We start from the raw sequence: 15,334 nt of genomic DNA, 5'->3' as shown, positions 1-15,334 counted from the left end.
TGCAGCCATGGCGGCGCGAACGTGGATCATTGGTGGCGCAGCCGCTGTTGGCGTGATGGTTTTTACCGCCGCAGTGCTCATCACGGCGGGCGGAAACATCTTTAGTCTCGCCAAGGGCACGTCGCAATGCCGGGCTGCCGCGGAAATGGCCGGGGCCGTGAAGCCCCTCGTCAAGGGCGAAATGGCCGCCTTTCTGCCGCTGGCGCCGGCGGACCTGTCCGCCCTCCCCTTCGATGGCACCGGCGCGGACGCCACCACCATCGAAACGCTGAAGGGGAAGACGACGCTTCTCAACCTGTGGGCCACCTGGTGCGCGCCCTGCCGGATCGAGATGCCGCATCTGGCCGCGCTGGAGACAGCGCGCGGCGGTGATGATTTTGCCGTGGTCGCCACCTCCATCGACCACAACGACAACGGTCGCCCGACCGAATTTCTGGCCGAGACCGGCGCCGAGAACCTCGCCTACCACCGCGAACCGGACCTCACCCTCTTCAACTCGCTCAAGAAGGCGGGCCTTGCCATGGGGATGCCCACGACGCTCCTGATTGCGCCGGACGGGTGCGCAGCCGGCGTTCTGCATGGCGCTGCGGTGTGGAACAGCCCCGATTCGCTGGCGCTCATCGACGCAGCGGTCGCCAGCACCCGCTGATCGCCGTGTCAGCACGCGAATCCGCAATCTTCACGTTCGCGTGAGCGGACTGGCAGCAAGCCATCCCGTTGTGGGCGCAAACTGGCGACACCGGGCTTGCGAAGGCTGCAACGGAGACTCATTTAAGCAACACTGCATGCGTATAGTTTTTCAGATTAACCTTTATTCCTTTGCCTTCTGCGAGCCTTTACCGCGAAACTCGGTCGCGAAGCTGGCTTGCCGACATTGATACGGAGGACTTGATGCGTTTCATGAAATCACTTGTTGCGATGGCTGTCGCGACTGTTGCCGGGCTCGCGATCAGCGCGGGCGACGCCAATGCGGCGCGGGTCAGCGCCACCGTGGATCTTTCCACCCAGCAGATGTACGTCTCCATCGGCGGGAAACCTGCCTATACGTGGGCCGTCTCAACCGGCCGCAAGGGTTACCGGACGCCAACAGGCAGTTACCGGCCCACGCGAATGTACCGGAAGTATTTTTCGCGCAAATACAACAACTCGCCGATGCCGCACTCCATTTTCTTTCGCGGCGGCTATGCGATCCACGGCACCGGCTATGTGAAGAATCTCGGCCGGCCCGCCTCCCATGGCTGCGTCCGTCTGGCGCCCGGCAATGCCCGCACACTCTACAACCTCGTGCGAAAGTACGGCCGCGGCAACACGAGCATCCGGATCCGCCGCTGACGTCCCGTCCCGGCACCAGACGGAAAAAAGCCCCGGTGCAGATGCACCGGGGCTTTTTCATGTCGCGGCCGGGGTTGCCCGGTCAGATCACGTAGGACGCGAGCGGCGGGAAGCCGTTGAACGCCACCGCGGAATAGGTGGTGGTGTAGGCGCCCGTGCCGGCGATGAGCAGTTCGTCGCCAATCTCGAGGTTGATCGGCAGCGGATACGGGGTCTTCTCGTACATCACGTCGACCGAGTCGCAGGTCGGGCCGGCGAGCACGCACGGGACGGCCTCGCCATTGCGGTCAGACTCGATGGCGTAGCGGATCGCCTCGTCCATGGTCTCGGCAAGGCCGTTGAACTTGCCGATGTCGAGGTAGACCCAGCGGATGTCGTCCTTCGCCTTCTGCGAAATCAGGATGACTTCCGACTTGATCACGCCAGCGTTGCCGACCATGCCGCGGCCAGGCTCGATGATGGTCTCCGGAATGCGGTTGCCGAAGTGGGCCCGGATCGAATCGTCGATGGCCTTGCCGTACTCGCCCTCGCCCGGAATCTCTTCCAGATACTTGGTGGCAAAGCCGCCGCCGAGGTTGACCATCTTCAGCTCGATGCCGCGGTCGAACAGCGTGCGGAAGATTTCCGCAGCGGACGCCAGCGCCGAGTCCCATGCGCGCGGGTTCTTCTGCTGCGAACCGACATGGAAGGACACGCCATAGGCAGTGAGGCCCGCGCGGTGGGCGTGGTCCAGCACGTCGACAGCCATTCCCGGCTCGCAGCCGAACTTCTTCGACAGCGCCCACTCTGCGCCCTCGCCATCGCAAAGGATGCGGCAGAACACCTTGGCGCCGGGCGCCTGACGGGCAACCTTGTCGACCTCGGCTTCGCAGTCCACCGCGAAGAGGTTGATGCCGCGCTTGTAGGCAGCGGCAACGTCACGCTCTTTCTTGATGGTGTTGCCGAACGAGATGCGGTCGGCGGAAGCGCCGGCGGCCAGCGCCATGTCGATCTCCTGCACGGATGCGCAGTCGAAGTTGGAGCCCATTTCGGCGAGCAGCGACAGGATTTCGGGCGCAGGGTTTGCCTTCACCGCATAAAAGATACGGCTTTCCGGCATGGCGCGCTGAAACTTCTCGAAGTTGTCGCGGACAACTTCGAGGTCGACCACCAGGCACGGGCCTTCCGGACGGACGTCACGGAGGAAATTCTTGATACGATCGGTCATCGCGGTAACCCCAGGGCTCAGATTACGGCGTCGGATCGGCGTTCACCGCCGTGCTGTGGAGGCACGGTTGGGTGTCGTCCGTCCGAAGGTCCCCTGCAGCACAGGTGGACACAGCGCGTCACAACGTCCGCACAGGCAATACGCCTGACGGTGCGATTGACCGCTCGCGGGGGGCAAGCCTCGCAAGACGGTCGGTGATGCGTAGCGCTTTGAGATCCGGGAGGTCCCGTCACTCGCACGCCTGGCAAGGATGTAGTCGCCTCTTCAGTGACGCCGGCATGTGGACAGCCGGCAGAGACCAAAAAAGCCCTCTACGTCGTTGCTTCAAGTCGCGCTGCGCTGGCTGTGCAGGGGGCTCCTCGCCACCGATACATCCACCGCAGGGTCCGGTTTAATCCGGAAGACCGGTCATGCCCCGCATTGGTTCCGAGTTTCCCCGTCCCCTCTGCGTGACCGGCACGCGACCACAGGCACGTGCGAAATTGGGCAAGGCGGATATGATGGGAATCGCTCCGCGATGCAAGAGGCGGCGGCCAAAAAATCGCTGTTTCGGGCCACCGGAAAAGAGCGTGGCGCAACTGCCACGCCCGAGGCCCGTCAGGCCTTCTGCGTCAGCGTCCCGGACAGGCTTTCCGCGAGCGCCTCGCCATAGGCTTCCCAGCCGCCATCGGCGTGCCGGTCCGGCCGCAGCGGCGTGATGGTGATGTGGTCCTCGAGGAGGAGCGCATAGTCGGTCTGCTGTTCAAGCCTGGCATCCGGCGAACGGCGGAACCGGAGCCAGTAATAGGACAGCCCGCGCACGTCGCAGCGTTCTTCCACGTTGAGACCGCCGATCAGCCCATGGCCGGGCGGGCAGACAGTGATTGCGGCCACCTTGTCCGGCGCGCAGTGCGGAAAATTGATGTTGGGGACGATCGGCCGCGGCCAGTCGTTGGCAAGCAGCTTTTCGATGAGCGGCTTGGCGTAGGCGCGCGCGGTTTCCCAGTGGATGTCGACGCCCTGGAAAAACTGGCTGAGCGCAATGGCCGGTACGCCTGCCAGAAGCGCCGTCATCGCGGCGCCGACGGTGCCGGAATAGGCAATGGAATCGGCCATGTTCCCGCCGCGGTTAACGCCGGAAAGAACGAGATCGGGCTTCCTGTCCATCAGATGCTCGATGCCGAGGACCACGCAATCCGCCGGCGTTCCCTTCACGAAAAAGCGCTTCTCGTCCTCGCGGTGGACGCGCAGCGGCTCGTGCAGGCTGATGGCGTGGCTGACGCCGGACTGGTCGAACTCGGGCGCAATGACCCACACGTCGTCGGTGATCGTGCGGGCAATCTCTTCGAGCAGCTTGATGCCATCCGCTCTGGCGCCGTCGTCATTGGTGATCAGGATGCGCAACCGTTCTCTCCCCGTTGTTGCGCCGGCCCTATCCTCTCCGGCCGCCGCCATCAAGCGGGCGGCCCGCCTCCCGTGCCGGAGGGCTGCATGGCAAGCGCCTCGGCCTGCCGGCGTTCATCGCGCACGCTGTCCACCGGCTGGGGCGCCCGCCGCCAGGGCTGGGACTTGAACCATCCGGTGCCGTAGGCGACGCCCGTCAGCACCAGAAATCCGCAAAGGTTGACGAGCGGGATCGTGAGGACATTGCGTCCGGTCACATCCAGCAGCGCCCCGAAAAGCTGCGCCAGCACCATTGAGGCGAGGAACACAGCCAGCGATTGCTGCCCCACCTTGCGCACCACCTTCACGAAGCCGGCCCACACCCCGGTGCCCGCAAGCCGCCGGCCCCCCTCGCCCGCCGCCACGTAGGCCAGGTAGGCCAGCGCCAGAAAGTGGGTGAAGCGGTAGAGGCCCTGGTCGGTCTTGTTCAGGAGCTGCCAGGTGGCATCGCGGAAGTCGTAGATCAGCGGCGACATCTGCCAGCCCCAGCGCGAGGCGACGAAGAAATTGAAGACCAGCACCGCAATGGACAACGCCACCAGCCACCAGCGAAAGGGCGGCGCCTTGATCCACCCCATCATGAACGAAAAGCCGGTGAAGAAGACCAGCTGCCAGCCGAACGGGTTGAAGAACCACTCCCGGTCGTTGCCGGGCCGGACCTCTGCGCCGAAATGCAGGAACCCGAACTGCGCGCCAAGCCAAACCACCGCCATCAGCGCAAACACGAGCCAGCGATTGTAAAGTCCGACGCCTGCCACCACCGGCATCATTGCCAGAAGGACGAGATACATCGGCAGAATGTCGAAGTAGTTGGGCACATATTGCAGCGTCATGAGGGCCACCAGATGGCTGGCGGTATCCTCGAAAAACGGGCGGACGTAGAGGCGATTGGTGTAAAAGTTCTCGGAGCCTTCCAGCCTGTCCATCACGACCAGCAGCGTGACAGTGACGAGAAACAGCGCGATGTGCGCCCAGTAGACCTGCCAGACGCGGAATGCCGCGCGGGCCGTGCCCAGCCACCACGAGCGGTCGCGAAACACCGAACCGAAGGCGATGGCCGACGCCATGCCGGAGCAGAACACGAAGATTTCGGTAGCGTCGGACGCGCCGAACCGTGCCGGGATCCAAAGGGTCCACGGGTTTCCCGGCATGTGCGCCACAAAGATGATGTACATGCCGAGCCCGCGGAAGAAGTCGAGCCGGAGATCCCGCGGCTTCTTGGTCGGCGCCTTCGCGGGCGCCGGAGAGACGGTGGTCATCAGGCCGACTGGTGCTCCATGTGCGGGAGGGCGGCGCCGGGGCCGGCACGCGCTCCGCAGCGTCTTATAGAGGAAGGCCGCGTCAAGGCGAGCCTCAGAATGCGGCCGACGTGGATGCCGGCGCTTCGACGGCAGGCGGTCCACAGCGCAGAAGGCGCTCGTAGCCGAAGCGGTCGAACGCGCCGCGCTTTTGCGCCCGGTCCTTGATGATGGCGCGGGCTTCGTCGGCACAACCGGCCTTCAAGGCAGCGTCGATGGTGAGACGCTCGAACACGTCGCGCTGGGCATGGCTGCCGCCGATGGTCTGCATCTGTGCGCGTGCGCCGCGCAGGGCAATCAGCGCATCCTCGTGGTGACCGCGGCGCATGGCGGCAAGGCCGCCGCCTGCGGCAGCCCCGGCGCCGGCCGCAACCGCGCCGAACTCGCTCCCATCGCCAGCGCCGGCCATCCGCTCGATCAGGCGGTCCGCCGCATCCTGCCGGCCCGATGCCAGCAGCGCCATGAGATAGTGCAGGTCGGCAAAGACGATGCAGGCGTCGTCCACGCGCCGCTCGGCAATGGCGGCCAGCTCGTCCCACCTCGTGCCGACCTCGATGCCCTCCGCCTCGACGCGGGCCAGGAGCGAAACGGCGTTGGCGATGTCGCGATAATCGTCGGTGTGTTCGCGGCGGATTTCGGTGTCGTAGAGGTCGAGCACCATGTCGACGTTGCCAAGATCCAGCTCGAACAGCGCCGAATGCCACCACACATGGTGCGCAAAGTTGCTGCACCCGGCAAAGGCGGACTGGCGGGGCGCAAGCCAGTCCCGCCCCTTCTCCGGCTGGCCGCGCATTTCGTGGACATGGGCGACGGCGTGGAGCGCCCAGGCATCGTCCGGCGCAAGCTCCAGCGCGCGGATGCCGGCCCGCTCGGCCAGCGCAAGATCGCCCACCTCCTCGCAGGCGAAGGCAAAGCAGCCTCGCGCATAGCCGGCGTGAGGGTGCTCGTCGGCAAAGCCGCCGATGGCAGCGTCCGCCGAACGGCGCATCCCCGCAGTATCGCCGTACAAAAAGCGGATGGCCTGCGCCATCTTGAGTGCAAAGCCGTCGCCGGGCGCAAGCACCTGCATCTCGTCGAAGATCTGCGCCGAGCGGGACGGGCGGCCGGCGATGAATGCGGCCAGCGCTTCCACCATCTGCCGGTCGGCAAGGCCGCCATGCGCGGCAAGCCCTGCTCTGGCGGCAGTAAGAAGGTTGCCTGCCTCGGTGGCCAGCTCGCGCCGGCCCAGAAGCATGAAGAGCAACCCCTTTGCGGCCAGAAATGCAGGCGAGGACGGCGCGGCTTCGCCGAGCGCTGCAAGGCGATCGGGCACCCTGGCCGAATGCGCCATGAAGGACGTGACAAGGCCCTGCCAGTCGCCGGCCACATGGGCAAGCGAGGCGGGCACGGGTGCATCAGCGCGCGCGGTCATGGGCACCAACTCCGGTAGAACTTGCGGGACAGGTCGATCACCCGCTTGTAAGGCACATCTAGTGCGCAATGATGGCCGCTGGCTGAACGATCGCGTGAATGATTGTCACATGCCGTTGATCGTGTCGCGGGGCTCACGCCTGATTGCCGCGCCCGTGGTAGCAATGCGCCGAAAAAGAAGGGACGATACAAATGACGCTGAAGCAGCCGAAGGCCGTCATTGCCGCGCTTGCCGTGATTGCGGTGATTGTCGCCGCAACGTTCGCAGAGGCTGGCGGACGGCTTGCCCTTGGCGCGCTGGTGGGCGTGCTTGCAGGCTTTTCGCTCTACCACGCGTCGTTCGGCTTCACGGCGGGGTGGCGCCGCTTCATCCGCGAACGCCGGGGCGGCGGGCTGCGCGCGCAGCTGTGGCTGGTGGGCGCCACCGCCGTTTTTGCGATTCCGCTCATCCACTATGGCGGCCTGATCGGTGTCCAGACGGGCGGGTTCGTCTTTCCGTTCGGCATTGCGGTCATCATCGGCTCGTTTGCGTTCGGCCTTGGAATGCAGCTTGGCGGCGGATGCGGCTCTGGCACCCTGTTCACCGTGGGGGGCGGGTCGACGCGGATGGTCATCACCCTCGCCTTCTTCATTCTGGGCGGCCTCCTTGCCACCCACAACTGGGACTTCTGGCAGTCGCTGCCGGCGCTGGGCGCAGTCACGTTCGCGGCGCCGCTCGGCCCCATCGGTGCGGTGCTCGCCACCGTTGTCGCGCTCGGGCTCATCGGTCTTCTCACGGTACGGGCCGAGAAGGCGCGGCACGGCAACCTACTCGGCGGCACCGCCATGGGTTCGCTGGTGACCGGCCCCTGGTCGCTTGCCGCCGGCACCGTCGGCCTCACGCTGGTTGGCGTCCTCACGCTTCTCGTACTGGGGCGGCCCTGGGGCATCACCTCCGGCCTCACCTTGTGGGGGGCGCAGATTGCCAACGTGGTGGGGGTGCCCGTCGGCGAGTGGGACTACTGGCGCTATGCGATGAACCGCGTCGAGGGCTCGATCTTCTCGGACGGCGTGTCGGTGATGAACCTCGGCCTCATTGCCGGCGCGGCGCTGGCCGCATGTCTTGCCGGCAAGTACGCACCCAAGTTCAACCTTTCGGTCCGCGACGTGGCAACGGCAATGATCGGCGGGCTTTTGATGGGTTATGGCGCCCGCATCGCGTTCGGCTGCAACATCGGCGCGCTCCTGTCGGGCATTGCATCGGGCAGCCTCCACGGCTGGGGCTGGTTCGCGTTCGCGTTCATGGGGAGCATCGTCGGCGTCAGGATCCGCGAGCGGATCGGCATGGACCCTGCGCTGTCCACCCCGGCCTCTGCCCGGCCGCTGCGCACGCAATCGTGACAGCGGGCCCGGCAACCCGCGCGCCAAGGTGACCGTTGCCCCCTGAAGATCAGGAGAGACGCCCATGCGAACTTTCGCTGCCGCAGCCCTTGCGCTGCTGATTGCCGCCCCGGCGCACGCTGCCTCGGTGCTTGGCGCGCCGGACGGCTGGAGCGTGACCGAGACCGACAAGGACTATGCAACGCTGCTGGCCGACCTGAAGGCAGCGGTGACCGCCAACAAGATGGGCATCGTCACCGAAGCCGGTCCGACCGAGATGGCGGAAAGCCGGGGCGAGACCATCCCCGGCAACCGCGTTGTCGGTGTCTTCCGCAACGACCTTGCGGTGGCCATTATCCGCGCCGCCCCGGCAGCGATGATCGAGGCTCCGGTGCGCTTCATGGTGATGGAAGAGCCGGACGGCACGGCGACCCTTGCCTACAAATACCCCAGCACCGTGTTTGCCCCCTATGCCGAAGCAGGCGGCGATGCGCTGGATGAGGCGACCGGCACGCTGGACGAAATCTTCGACCGGATTTCCGACCAGGCCACCGGCAACTGACGCAGATCAGCGTCACGCCGGACTAAGGCGCGAAAGCCCCGTAGGGAATGTAGCGGACCGGGGTCCCGGGGCGGATGTCCGCTGCAGCGTCCGGCAGCTCCACCAGCCCGTCGGCCCACGCAAGGCCCGAAATCCGCCCCGACCCTTCGGACCGAAACACCTCGGCGTGGCCGTCCGCATTGAGGCGGGCGCGCAGAAATTCGCGCCGGCCGGGCTTTTTGGCCTTGGCGAAGGCCGCGGGCACCATCTGTCCCCGCGGCAGTTGAAAGGCGCCGCCCGCAAGACGCCTGAGTGCAGGCGCGGCAAACACCAGCGCACACACGAACGCGGCCACCGGGTTGCCGGGCAGGCCGAACACCGGCATCCCACGCCACAGGCCAAGCGCCAGCGGACGGCCTGGCTTGATGGCAATGCGCCACAGCGCCATGGCCCCCGCAGTGCGCAGGGTGGCCGAAACATGGTCCTCATCTCCCGCCGAGGCACCGCCGGACGTGATGAGCACGTCGGCATCCGCCGCCGCCGCATCGAGCGCGACCCGGACGGCGTCCGCGTCATCAGCGCAGCACCCAAGGTCCACCGGGACAAAGCCCCAGCGGGCCAGAAGCGCCAGCAGCATGGGGCGGTTGGCATCGTATATCTGGTGGGCGGCGGCCTCGGCGCCGGGTGCGCACAATTCGTCGCCGGTGGACAGGACCGCCACGCGGAGCGGCCGGTGGACCCTCACCGTGCCCAGACCGGCCGCCGCAAGCAGCGCCAGATCCTGCGGCCCAAGGCGGTGGCCCTTGTCGAATAGCACTGTGCCTGCGTCAAAATCCTCGCCTGCCCTGCGGGTATTGGCGAAGGGTTTCAGCGTGCCGCGAAATGCAATCCGGCCCGGCGCCACCGTGCAGTCTTCTTCCAGAACGACGGTATCGACGCCGTCCGGCAGTGCGGCGCCGGTGAGAATGCGCACCGCAAAACCAGCGGGCACCCTCGTGCCAAGCGGCACCCCTGCTGCCGCGCGCCCCTCCACCAGCGGGAGCGCCACGTCTCCGTCCGGCACTCTGGCGGCGGCAAAGCCGTAGCCGTCCACCGCGCTGTTGGCTGTGGGCGGGTTGGCCCGCTGCGCGGTGGGAGCCTCCGCCAGGTAGAGCCCGTCCGCCGCCCCGACCGGCACCATCATCGTTTCGGCGACGGGGACGAGGTTGTCCCGCAGGTGCGCAAACGCGGTGCTCACCGGCGTCCATTCGACGCCTGCCGGCAGGGCGAAGCAATCATCGCGCAAGGGGGGCGGTTTCATGACCGTTCTGCCATCGCTGCGGTGGGCGGTTCCGGCATCGCCAGTCCGCAATCGGCGCAGATGAACGCGGCAATGGCGGCGGTGTCGTCGAGGTGAAACACCGGACGGTCCATGCCCGTGATCGGTGCATCTGCGGCCAGCGCCCGCACTGACGGGTCCCCCGGTGCCATCAGCGCATGACCCTCGGACGCGCGAAACGCCTCGATCTTGGGGTGACGCGCGGTCTTGAAGCCCTCCACCAGCACCAGATCGCAAGGGGAGAGATGCGCAAGCAGCGCGTCGAGCGAAGGCTCCGGCGCACCGCGAAGCTCGTGCATGAGAGCGAAGCGCCGCGCCGAGGCGATCAGCACTTCGCCGGCGCCGGCAGCGCGGTGGCGGGCTGAATCGGTGCCGTCCGCATCAACATCGAATTCGTGGTGGGCGTGCTTGATGGTGGACACCCGCAAGCCCCTTGCGGAAAGGTAGGCCACCAGCCGCTCCACCAGCCCCGTCTTGCCGGCATTCTTCCATCCGGTCACGCCGTACACCCTCATGAGCCAGCGTCCGTCAGCATCTGCGCGCGGGCAAGATCATCCGGCGTGTTGAGATTGAAGAACGGATCGCCGGGCGCATCGAAAAGGGCGGTGGCAGCGCCGTGCCGGTCGGTCCATGCCACGATCTTGCGGGTGCCGCCGGCCAGCGCTTCGGCCAGGTCGTCCGCCAGCGCGGTGGACCAGAGGCCGAAGGTGGGGTGCCGGGCCACGCCGCGTGCCGGGTCCGGCGTTGCGGCCAGCGCGATGGGGGCGCAAGCGTCTGCCGCCGCGGCACGAAGGCGGACCACCAGATCGGCGGGAAAAAAGGGCGTATCGGCGGCGACGCTCACCACATCCGGTGCGCCGGCTGCGGCGGCCCAGCGCAACCCGGCCAGAATGCCCGCCAATGGACCCGGATAATCCGCCACCGGGTCAGCCAGCACGGGAAGGCCGAAGGCGGCGAACCTTGCCGGATCGCCGTTGGCATTGATGGCAATTGCGCCCGCCTGCGGGGCAAGCTGCGCAATGACGTGGGCAAGAAGCGGGCGCCCGTTCAGCGGCAGGAGTGCCTTGTCGCCGCCGCCCATGCGCCGGGCAAGGCCCCCTGCCAGAATGATGGCGGGTCCCTCAATCATCCCCGGCGCCCTTGCGTTTGTGCCTTGCGTGATCGCCCGGCGCAGCGCTCGGCGGCGCGTCCCAGACCAGGCGCTCGGCCCCGGCAACGCACATGAACCGCTCGCCGCGCAACCGGCCGATGAGCGTAAGGCCGACACTTTTCGCCAGCTCCACCCCCCACGCGGTGAAACCGGACCGGGACACCAGCGCCGGAATGCCCATCAACGCAGTCTTGATCACCATTTCGGAGGTCAGGCGGCCTGTGGTGTAGAGGAGCTTGTCGCCCGCCGGCACGCCCTTGGCGAACATGTAGCCGGCAATCTTGTCGACCGCGTTGTGGCGGCCCACGTCCTCCATGTAGACCAGCGGCCGGTCGCCTTCGCACAGCACCGAGCCGTGGATTGCACCCGCCTCCAGATAAAGGCTCGGGCGCGTGTTGATCTTGCGCGACAGCGCGTAAAGCCACGACGTGTGCACCGGGGCCTTCGGCAGGACCACTCTGTCCAGCCCCTCCATCATGTCGCCGAACACCGTGCCCACGGCGCAGCCGGACGTGCGCGTCTTGCGCGACAGCTTCTCCTCGAAGTCGGTTTCCACCGCTGTACGCACCACCACGGTGTCGATCTCATCGTCGTAATCGATGCCGGTGACGGTCTCGCCATCGCCGAGCATTCCCTGGTTCCGCAGGAAGCCCAGCGCCAGATATTCCGGATAGTCGCCAATGGTCATTGCGGTGACGATTTCGCGGCTGTTGAGAAAGATGGTCAGCGGCCGTTCGGTGACGATCTTGATCGTCTGGCTTGCGCCGGTGTGGTCGATGGCGGCCACCGCCTTCGACAGGCGCGGGGCCGCCGGGTCCGGCGCGAGCAGAAACTCAGTCATGCGCGGGCTTGGCGTTGGGCACGAAAAGCTGTTCGCCGGCAATGGTGTAGGCACCAATCATGGCCTGCGCCTTGTCCGAGACCAGCCAGTCCTCCAGCCGAGCCGCCAGCGCAGCCTTCGCGTGCGGGTGGCGCGCCTTGGCAATGGGCAGAAACGCGTACTGGTTGAACAGCGCCGGGTCCCCTTCGTAAAGAAGCGCGAGGTCGCCCTTGTTCTGGAAGTTGAGCCAGGTGGCCCGGTCGGTGAGGGCGTAGGCGTTCATGCCGGCCGCAGCGTTAAGGGTGGCGCCCATGCCCGCACCCACGGCTCTGTACCAGGGTGCGTCTTCGGGGGCCTTGCCCGCGCTTTCCCACAAGGCCTGCTCGCGGCGGTGGGTGCCGCTGTCGTCCCCGCGGCTGACGAACGGCGTTCTTGCCACTGCGATGGCGGTGAGCGCGTCGACGGCACCGGGGGCGCCGTGGATGCCGGCGGGGTCGGCCTGCGGGCCGACGATGACGAAATCGTTGTACATGATCTCCCGGCGGTGCGGCGCGAAGCCTTCGGCCACAAACGCGTCTTCCGCGGCGCGGGAGTGCACGAGGATCGCGTCGACATCCCCGGCACGGCCAAGGCGGAGCGCCTGCCCGGTGCCGACCACCAGCAGCGCCACATCAATTCCGGTGTCGGCCGCAATTTCGGGGAGCAGGATCTCGGCAAGGCCGGAATTGTGGAACGACGTCGTCACCGCCATTCGCATTTCGTCGGCTGCCGATGCCGGGCTGGCGGCGAACGACACGACCATAAGGCAGGCAGCAACAAGAGCTCTGATCACTCGACGATATCTCCCCTGAGGAACGCGGCTGCGGCCGGCGTCTGCGGCGCTCTGAAAAAAGGCTCGGCCGGTCCGGTTTCATGCACCTCGCCATGGAAGAGGAAGATCACCTCGTTCGCAAGGCGCGCGGCCTGTCCCATGTCGTGGGTGGCAATGATGACGCGCGTGCCCTCTGTGATGGCCGCGCCCACGATGGCCTCGATCTCGCGCTTGGCGCGGCCGTCGAGGCTTGCGGTGGGTTCGTCCAGAAGAAGAAGGTCGGGCGCGGTGATGAGCGCGCGGGCGAGCGCCAGTTTCTGGGCCTCACCGCCAGAAAGCGCGGTGGCCGGGCGGGCCAGATGATCGCCAAGGCCGATGCGCTTTGCCCATGACGCTGCCTGAAGGGCCGCGTCTCCTGCCGCGACCCCCTTGAGGCGGAGCGGATAGGCGATGTTGGCGCAGACCGTGCGGCGCAGAAGAATGGGGGCCTGAAACACCAGCGCCTGCCGCTTCTCGGCATCCGCGGCCGCCCAGCGCACGGTGCCGCCATGGGGACGGGCCAGACCGTGGATCAGGCGCAGCAAGGTGGTCTTGCCGGCACCGTTGGGGCCGATGAGGGCGGTGGCCCCCTCCCCGCCCAGCGTCAGGTCCACCGGGCCGAGAATGTTTCGGCCGCCGCGGCGAACGGTGGCGCCTTCGATGTGGAGGGGAAACAAAGTCACCAGCGCCCCCCGCGCTCGGTGCGCGACAAAAGGTGGGCCGCAAAATTGACCGACACCGCAAGCGCGATCAGCACATAGCCAAGCCCCAGCGCCAGCGCGAAGTTGCCCTTGGAGGTTTCGAGCGCAATGGCCGTGGTGAGGACGCGGGTGTGGTGGTCGATGTTGCCGCCGACGATCATCACCGCGCCCACCTCGCCGATGGCACGGCCAAAGCCTGCCAGCGCTGCCGTCAGAAGCGCGCGCCGGCCGTCCCACAGCAGTGTGGCGATCCGCTGGCCGAGCGAGGCGTTCAACGAGATGAGAAGGTCGTGATAGTCGGCCCACAGCTCGCGGATGGCCTGGTGGGCGATGGAGGCAATCAGCGGCGCGACAATGATGGTCTGCGCCACAATCATCGCGGTGGGGGTGAACAGGAGGTTGAACACGCCGAACGGGCCAGCGCGCGACAGGAGGAGGTAGACAACGAGCCCGACCACCACCGGCGGCAGCCCCATCAGCGCGTTGAGAAGGGCGATTGCGGCACGGCGGTGGCGAAAGCGACGCACCGCAAGCAAGCCGCCCAGCGGCATTGCAACCAGCGACGCGATGGTCACCGCTGTGAGGGTCACACCCAGCGAGCGCAGGGTAATTTCCAGAAGGTCGGCATCCAGCGTGACGACGAGCCGGAGGGCATCAACGGCGCCGCGCCAGGTCTCCTCCATCAAGCCTCCGTCGGCGCCAGATCGTTCAGTGCGGCGGGCCGGGTTCCGCGTTGTCGGCAGGGGCCTTGCCCAGCTTCGACTCGGCCCACAGATTGCTGCGCTCCCGCGCGAAATTCTCGTCCACCGTGCCGGTATGCATGGCCTCGGCCGCGCCTTCCATCCCGAGTGAGCGCATGTAGCTGTGCGCCAGTGCCACCGCAATCAGCATGAACGACAGGATGGTGTGCCAGATCTGGGCCAGCTGCACCTCGGTGTAGCCGGCATACGCGGTGTCGAGCGGGCCGCCCAGGAGCTGCGGCAGCCCCGTTGCATTGGCAAACCGGGCCAGAGTACCGAACAGCTCCACCTTGAAGGGGAACAGGAGAGAGACGCCGGTGGCACAGATGAGGCCGCCGAGCATCACCGTTGCCCAGAACACGGCCTTCTGCCCGCCGTCGAACTTGCTGGCATCGAGCCGCACGCCCTTGCGGTGGAGCGCGCCGCCGCGCCGCCACCATCTGATGTCGCGCAGCATGGGCACGCTGTGGCGCAGGAAAAAGATGAAAATCATCAGCAAGGAGAATCCGAACAGCCACCACACGGCGCGGTGAAGCCATCGCGCCAGCTGGACGGCATTGGCGTAAAGGGTCGCATCCATCAGCGGGACCAGAAATTCGCGACCCAGCGTCAGGAACAGCCCCGTGATGGCAAGGACCGCGAACGAGCCCGCCAGAAGCCAGTGCACGGTGCGCTGGACGATGTTGTAGCGCACGATCGTGCGGCCGCTTCGCCCTGCCTCGATCCGCACCCGGCCACGGACAATCCGAAACACAATCAGCGCCACCACAAGTGCTGAGAGGGCGATGGCGCCGAGCAACGGAACATGGCCTTCGCGGACCCGCAGCCAGCGCATCTGCCCGGTGGTCTCTGCGGCTCCGGTCTGCGTTGGCGCTGCGGCGTCGTCGCCTGCGGCTTGCGGGCCGTACCGGGTGCCGGGCGCACCATCCATCTGCTGTGCCAGGGTGACCGGGCGCAGGCGCTTCGCCACCGGTCGCACCGGGGCCAGCCGCGCATCACCGGCATGAACGCTCAGAATTCGGCCTGCCGGATCGACCGCGGCGTCCGAAGCCCCTGAAAGGACGGCGGCAAAGGCGCAGAAACAGATGACCAGCATTAGGCGCAGCATGTTCGTCTCCCGTGCGCCGCTGTCCGCTGCGGCCTTGATCCGTCAGCCCGCCTTAACAACAACGCCTTGCCGAGACCA

The 15,334-nt window shown here is 66.8% G+C and carries 16 protein-coding genes; 4 read left to right on the top strand and 12 right to left on the bottom strand.

Translation table 11 applies throughout. The features are described 5' to 3' along the window. Positions 1-7 precede the first annotated feature (7 nt). Together RDV64_RS13125 and RDV64_RS13120 are read left to right on the top strand one after the other, a co-directional pair. Positions 8-649 (top strand): TlpA disulfide reductase family protein, encoded by a 642-nt coding sequence (locus RDV64_RS13125; protein ID WP_309195371.1) that lies wholly within the window; start codon positions 8-10, stop codon positions 647-649. Positions 650-900: 251 nt separating this feature from the next. Then, a complete protein-coding gene (locus RDV64_RS13120; RefSeq protein WP_309195370.1) occupies positions 901-1,332 on the top strand; it encodes a L,D-transpeptidase in 432 nt (143 codons plus the stop codon). Between the two features lie 82 nt (positions 1,333-1,414). Here the strand turns inward: RDV64_RS13120 and RDV64_RS13115 are convergent, their stop codons facing one another. The 4 genes from RDV64_RS13115 to RDV64_RS13100 all read right to left on the bottom strand — a co-directional run bounded on the left by RDV64_RS13115 (position 1,415) and on the right by RDV64_RS13100 (position 6,670). Then, positions 1,415-2,539, bottom strand: coding sequence for a type III PLP-dependent enzyme (locus tag RDV64_RS13115; RefSeq protein ID WP_309195369.1), 1,125 nt, complete (start codon positions 2,537-2,539; stop codon positions 1,415-1,417). A gap of 597 nt (positions 2,540-3,136) precedes the next feature. Then, positions 3,137-3,922, bottom strand: coding sequence for a 5'/3'-nucleotidase SurE (gene surE / locus RDV64_RS13110; protein WP_309195368.1), 786 nt, complete (start codon positions 3,920-3,922; stop codon positions 3,137-3,139). Positions 3,923-3,972: 50 nt separating this feature from the next. Next, entirely contained in the window at positions 3,973-5,220 is a 1,248-nt protein-coding gene (locus tag RDV64_RS13105) for an OpgC domain-containing protein (protein WP_309195367.1), read from the bottom strand. 94 nt (positions 5,221-5,314) lie between these two features. Further along, entirely contained in the window at positions 5,315-6,670 is a 1,356-nt protein-coding gene (locus RDV64_RS13100) for a tetratricopeptide repeat protein (RefSeq protein WP_309195366.1), read from the bottom strand. A 191-nt stretch (positions 6,671-6,861) separates the two neighbouring features. On the opposite strand from RDV64_RS13100, the gene RDV64_RS13095 reads away from it, so the two are divergent. Further along, entirely contained in the window at positions 6,862-8,049 is a 1,188-nt protein-coding gene (locus tag RDV64_RS13095) for a YeeE/YedE family protein (protein WP_309195365.1), read from the top strand. A 64-nt stretch (positions 8,050-8,113) separates the two neighbouring features. Then, positions 8,114-8,590: a DUF302 domain-containing protein gene (locus RDV64_RS13090; protein WP_309195364.1), complete on the top strand. Its 477-nt coding sequence runs from the start codon at positions 8,114-8,116 to the stop codon at positions 8,588-8,590. 22 nt (positions 8,591-8,612) lie between these two features. Here the strand turns inward: RDV64_RS13090 and glp are convergent, their stop codons facing one another. Genes glp through RDV64_RS13050 form a run of 8 tightly spaced genes read right to left on the bottom strand, consistent with a single transcriptional unit; the run spans position 8,613 to position 15,256 of the window. Beyond that, the gene (gene glp, locus RDV64_RS13085) at positions 8,613-9,869 is read right to left on the bottom strand and encodes a gephyrin-like molybdotransferase Glp (RefSeq protein WP_309195363.1); all 1,257 of its coding nucleotides are present in this window, start codon (positions 9,867-9,869) and stop codon (positions 8,613-8,615) included. Continuing rightward, positions 9,866-10,402 carry a molybdopterin-guanine dinucleotide biosynthesis protein B gene (gene mobB / locus RDV64_RS13080; protein ID WP_309195362.1) on the bottom strand — a complete coding sequence of 179 codons (537 nt, stop codon included), beginning with the start codon at positions 10,400-10,402 and terminating at the stop codon, positions 9,866-9,868. Before mobB ends, glp begins: the two co-directional genes overlap by 4 nt. After that, entirely contained in the window at positions 10,399-11,016 is a 618-nt protein-coding gene (mobA, locus tag RDV64_RS13075; RefSeq protein WP_309195361.1) for a molybdenum cofactor guanylyltransferase MobA, read from the bottom strand. Before mobA ends, mobB begins: the two co-directional genes overlap by 4 nt. Next, positions 11,009-11,878, bottom strand: a complete 870-nt coding sequence (locus RDV64_RS13070; protein ID WP_309195360.1) for a formate dehydrogenase accessory sulfurtransferase FdhD — start codon at positions 11,876-11,878, stop codon at positions 11,009-11,011. Before RDV64_RS13070 ends, mobA begins: the two co-directional genes overlap by 8 nt. After that, the gene (locus RDV64_RS13065) at positions 11,871-12,689 is read right to left on the bottom strand and encodes a substrate-binding domain-containing protein (protein ID WP_309195359.1); all 819 of its coding nucleotides are present in this window, start codon (positions 12,687-12,689) and stop codon (positions 11,871-11,873) included. The genes RDV64_RS13070 and RDV64_RS13065 overlap by 8 nt, the downstream gene beginning before the upstream one ends. Then, a complete protein-coding gene (locus RDV64_RS13060; RefSeq protein WP_309195358.1) occupies positions 12,686-13,390 on the bottom strand; it encodes an ATP-binding cassette domain-containing protein in 705 nt (234 codons plus the stop codon). Before RDV64_RS13060 ends, RDV64_RS13065 begins: the two co-directional genes overlap by 4 nt. Next, positions 13,387-14,091 carry an ABC transporter permease gene (locus tag RDV64_RS13055; RefSeq protein ID WP_309195357.1) on the bottom strand — a complete coding sequence of 235 codons (705 nt, stop codon included), beginning with the start codon at positions 14,089-14,091 and terminating at the stop codon, positions 13,387-13,389. The genes RDV64_RS13060 and RDV64_RS13055 overlap by 4 nt, the downstream gene beginning before the upstream one ends. Before the next feature lie 25 nt (positions 14,092-14,116). Then, complete coding sequence (locus tag RDV64_RS13050; protein ID WP_309195356.1) at positions 14,117-15,256, bottom strand: cytochrome b/b6 domain-containing protein; 1,140 nt, start codon at positions 15,254-15,256, stop codon at positions 14,117-14,119. Positions 15,257-15,334: the final 78 nt, after the last annotated feature.

The organism is Acuticoccus sp. MNP-M23 (genome assembly GCF_031195445.1).
In the GTDB taxonomy this organism is placed as follows: Bacteria; Pseudomonadota; Alphaproteobacteria; order Rhizobiales; family Amorphaceae; genus Acuticoccus.
The sequence above is the reverse complement of the archived record's forward strand: the minus strand, read 5'-3'. Positions and strand labels throughout refer to the sequence as shown.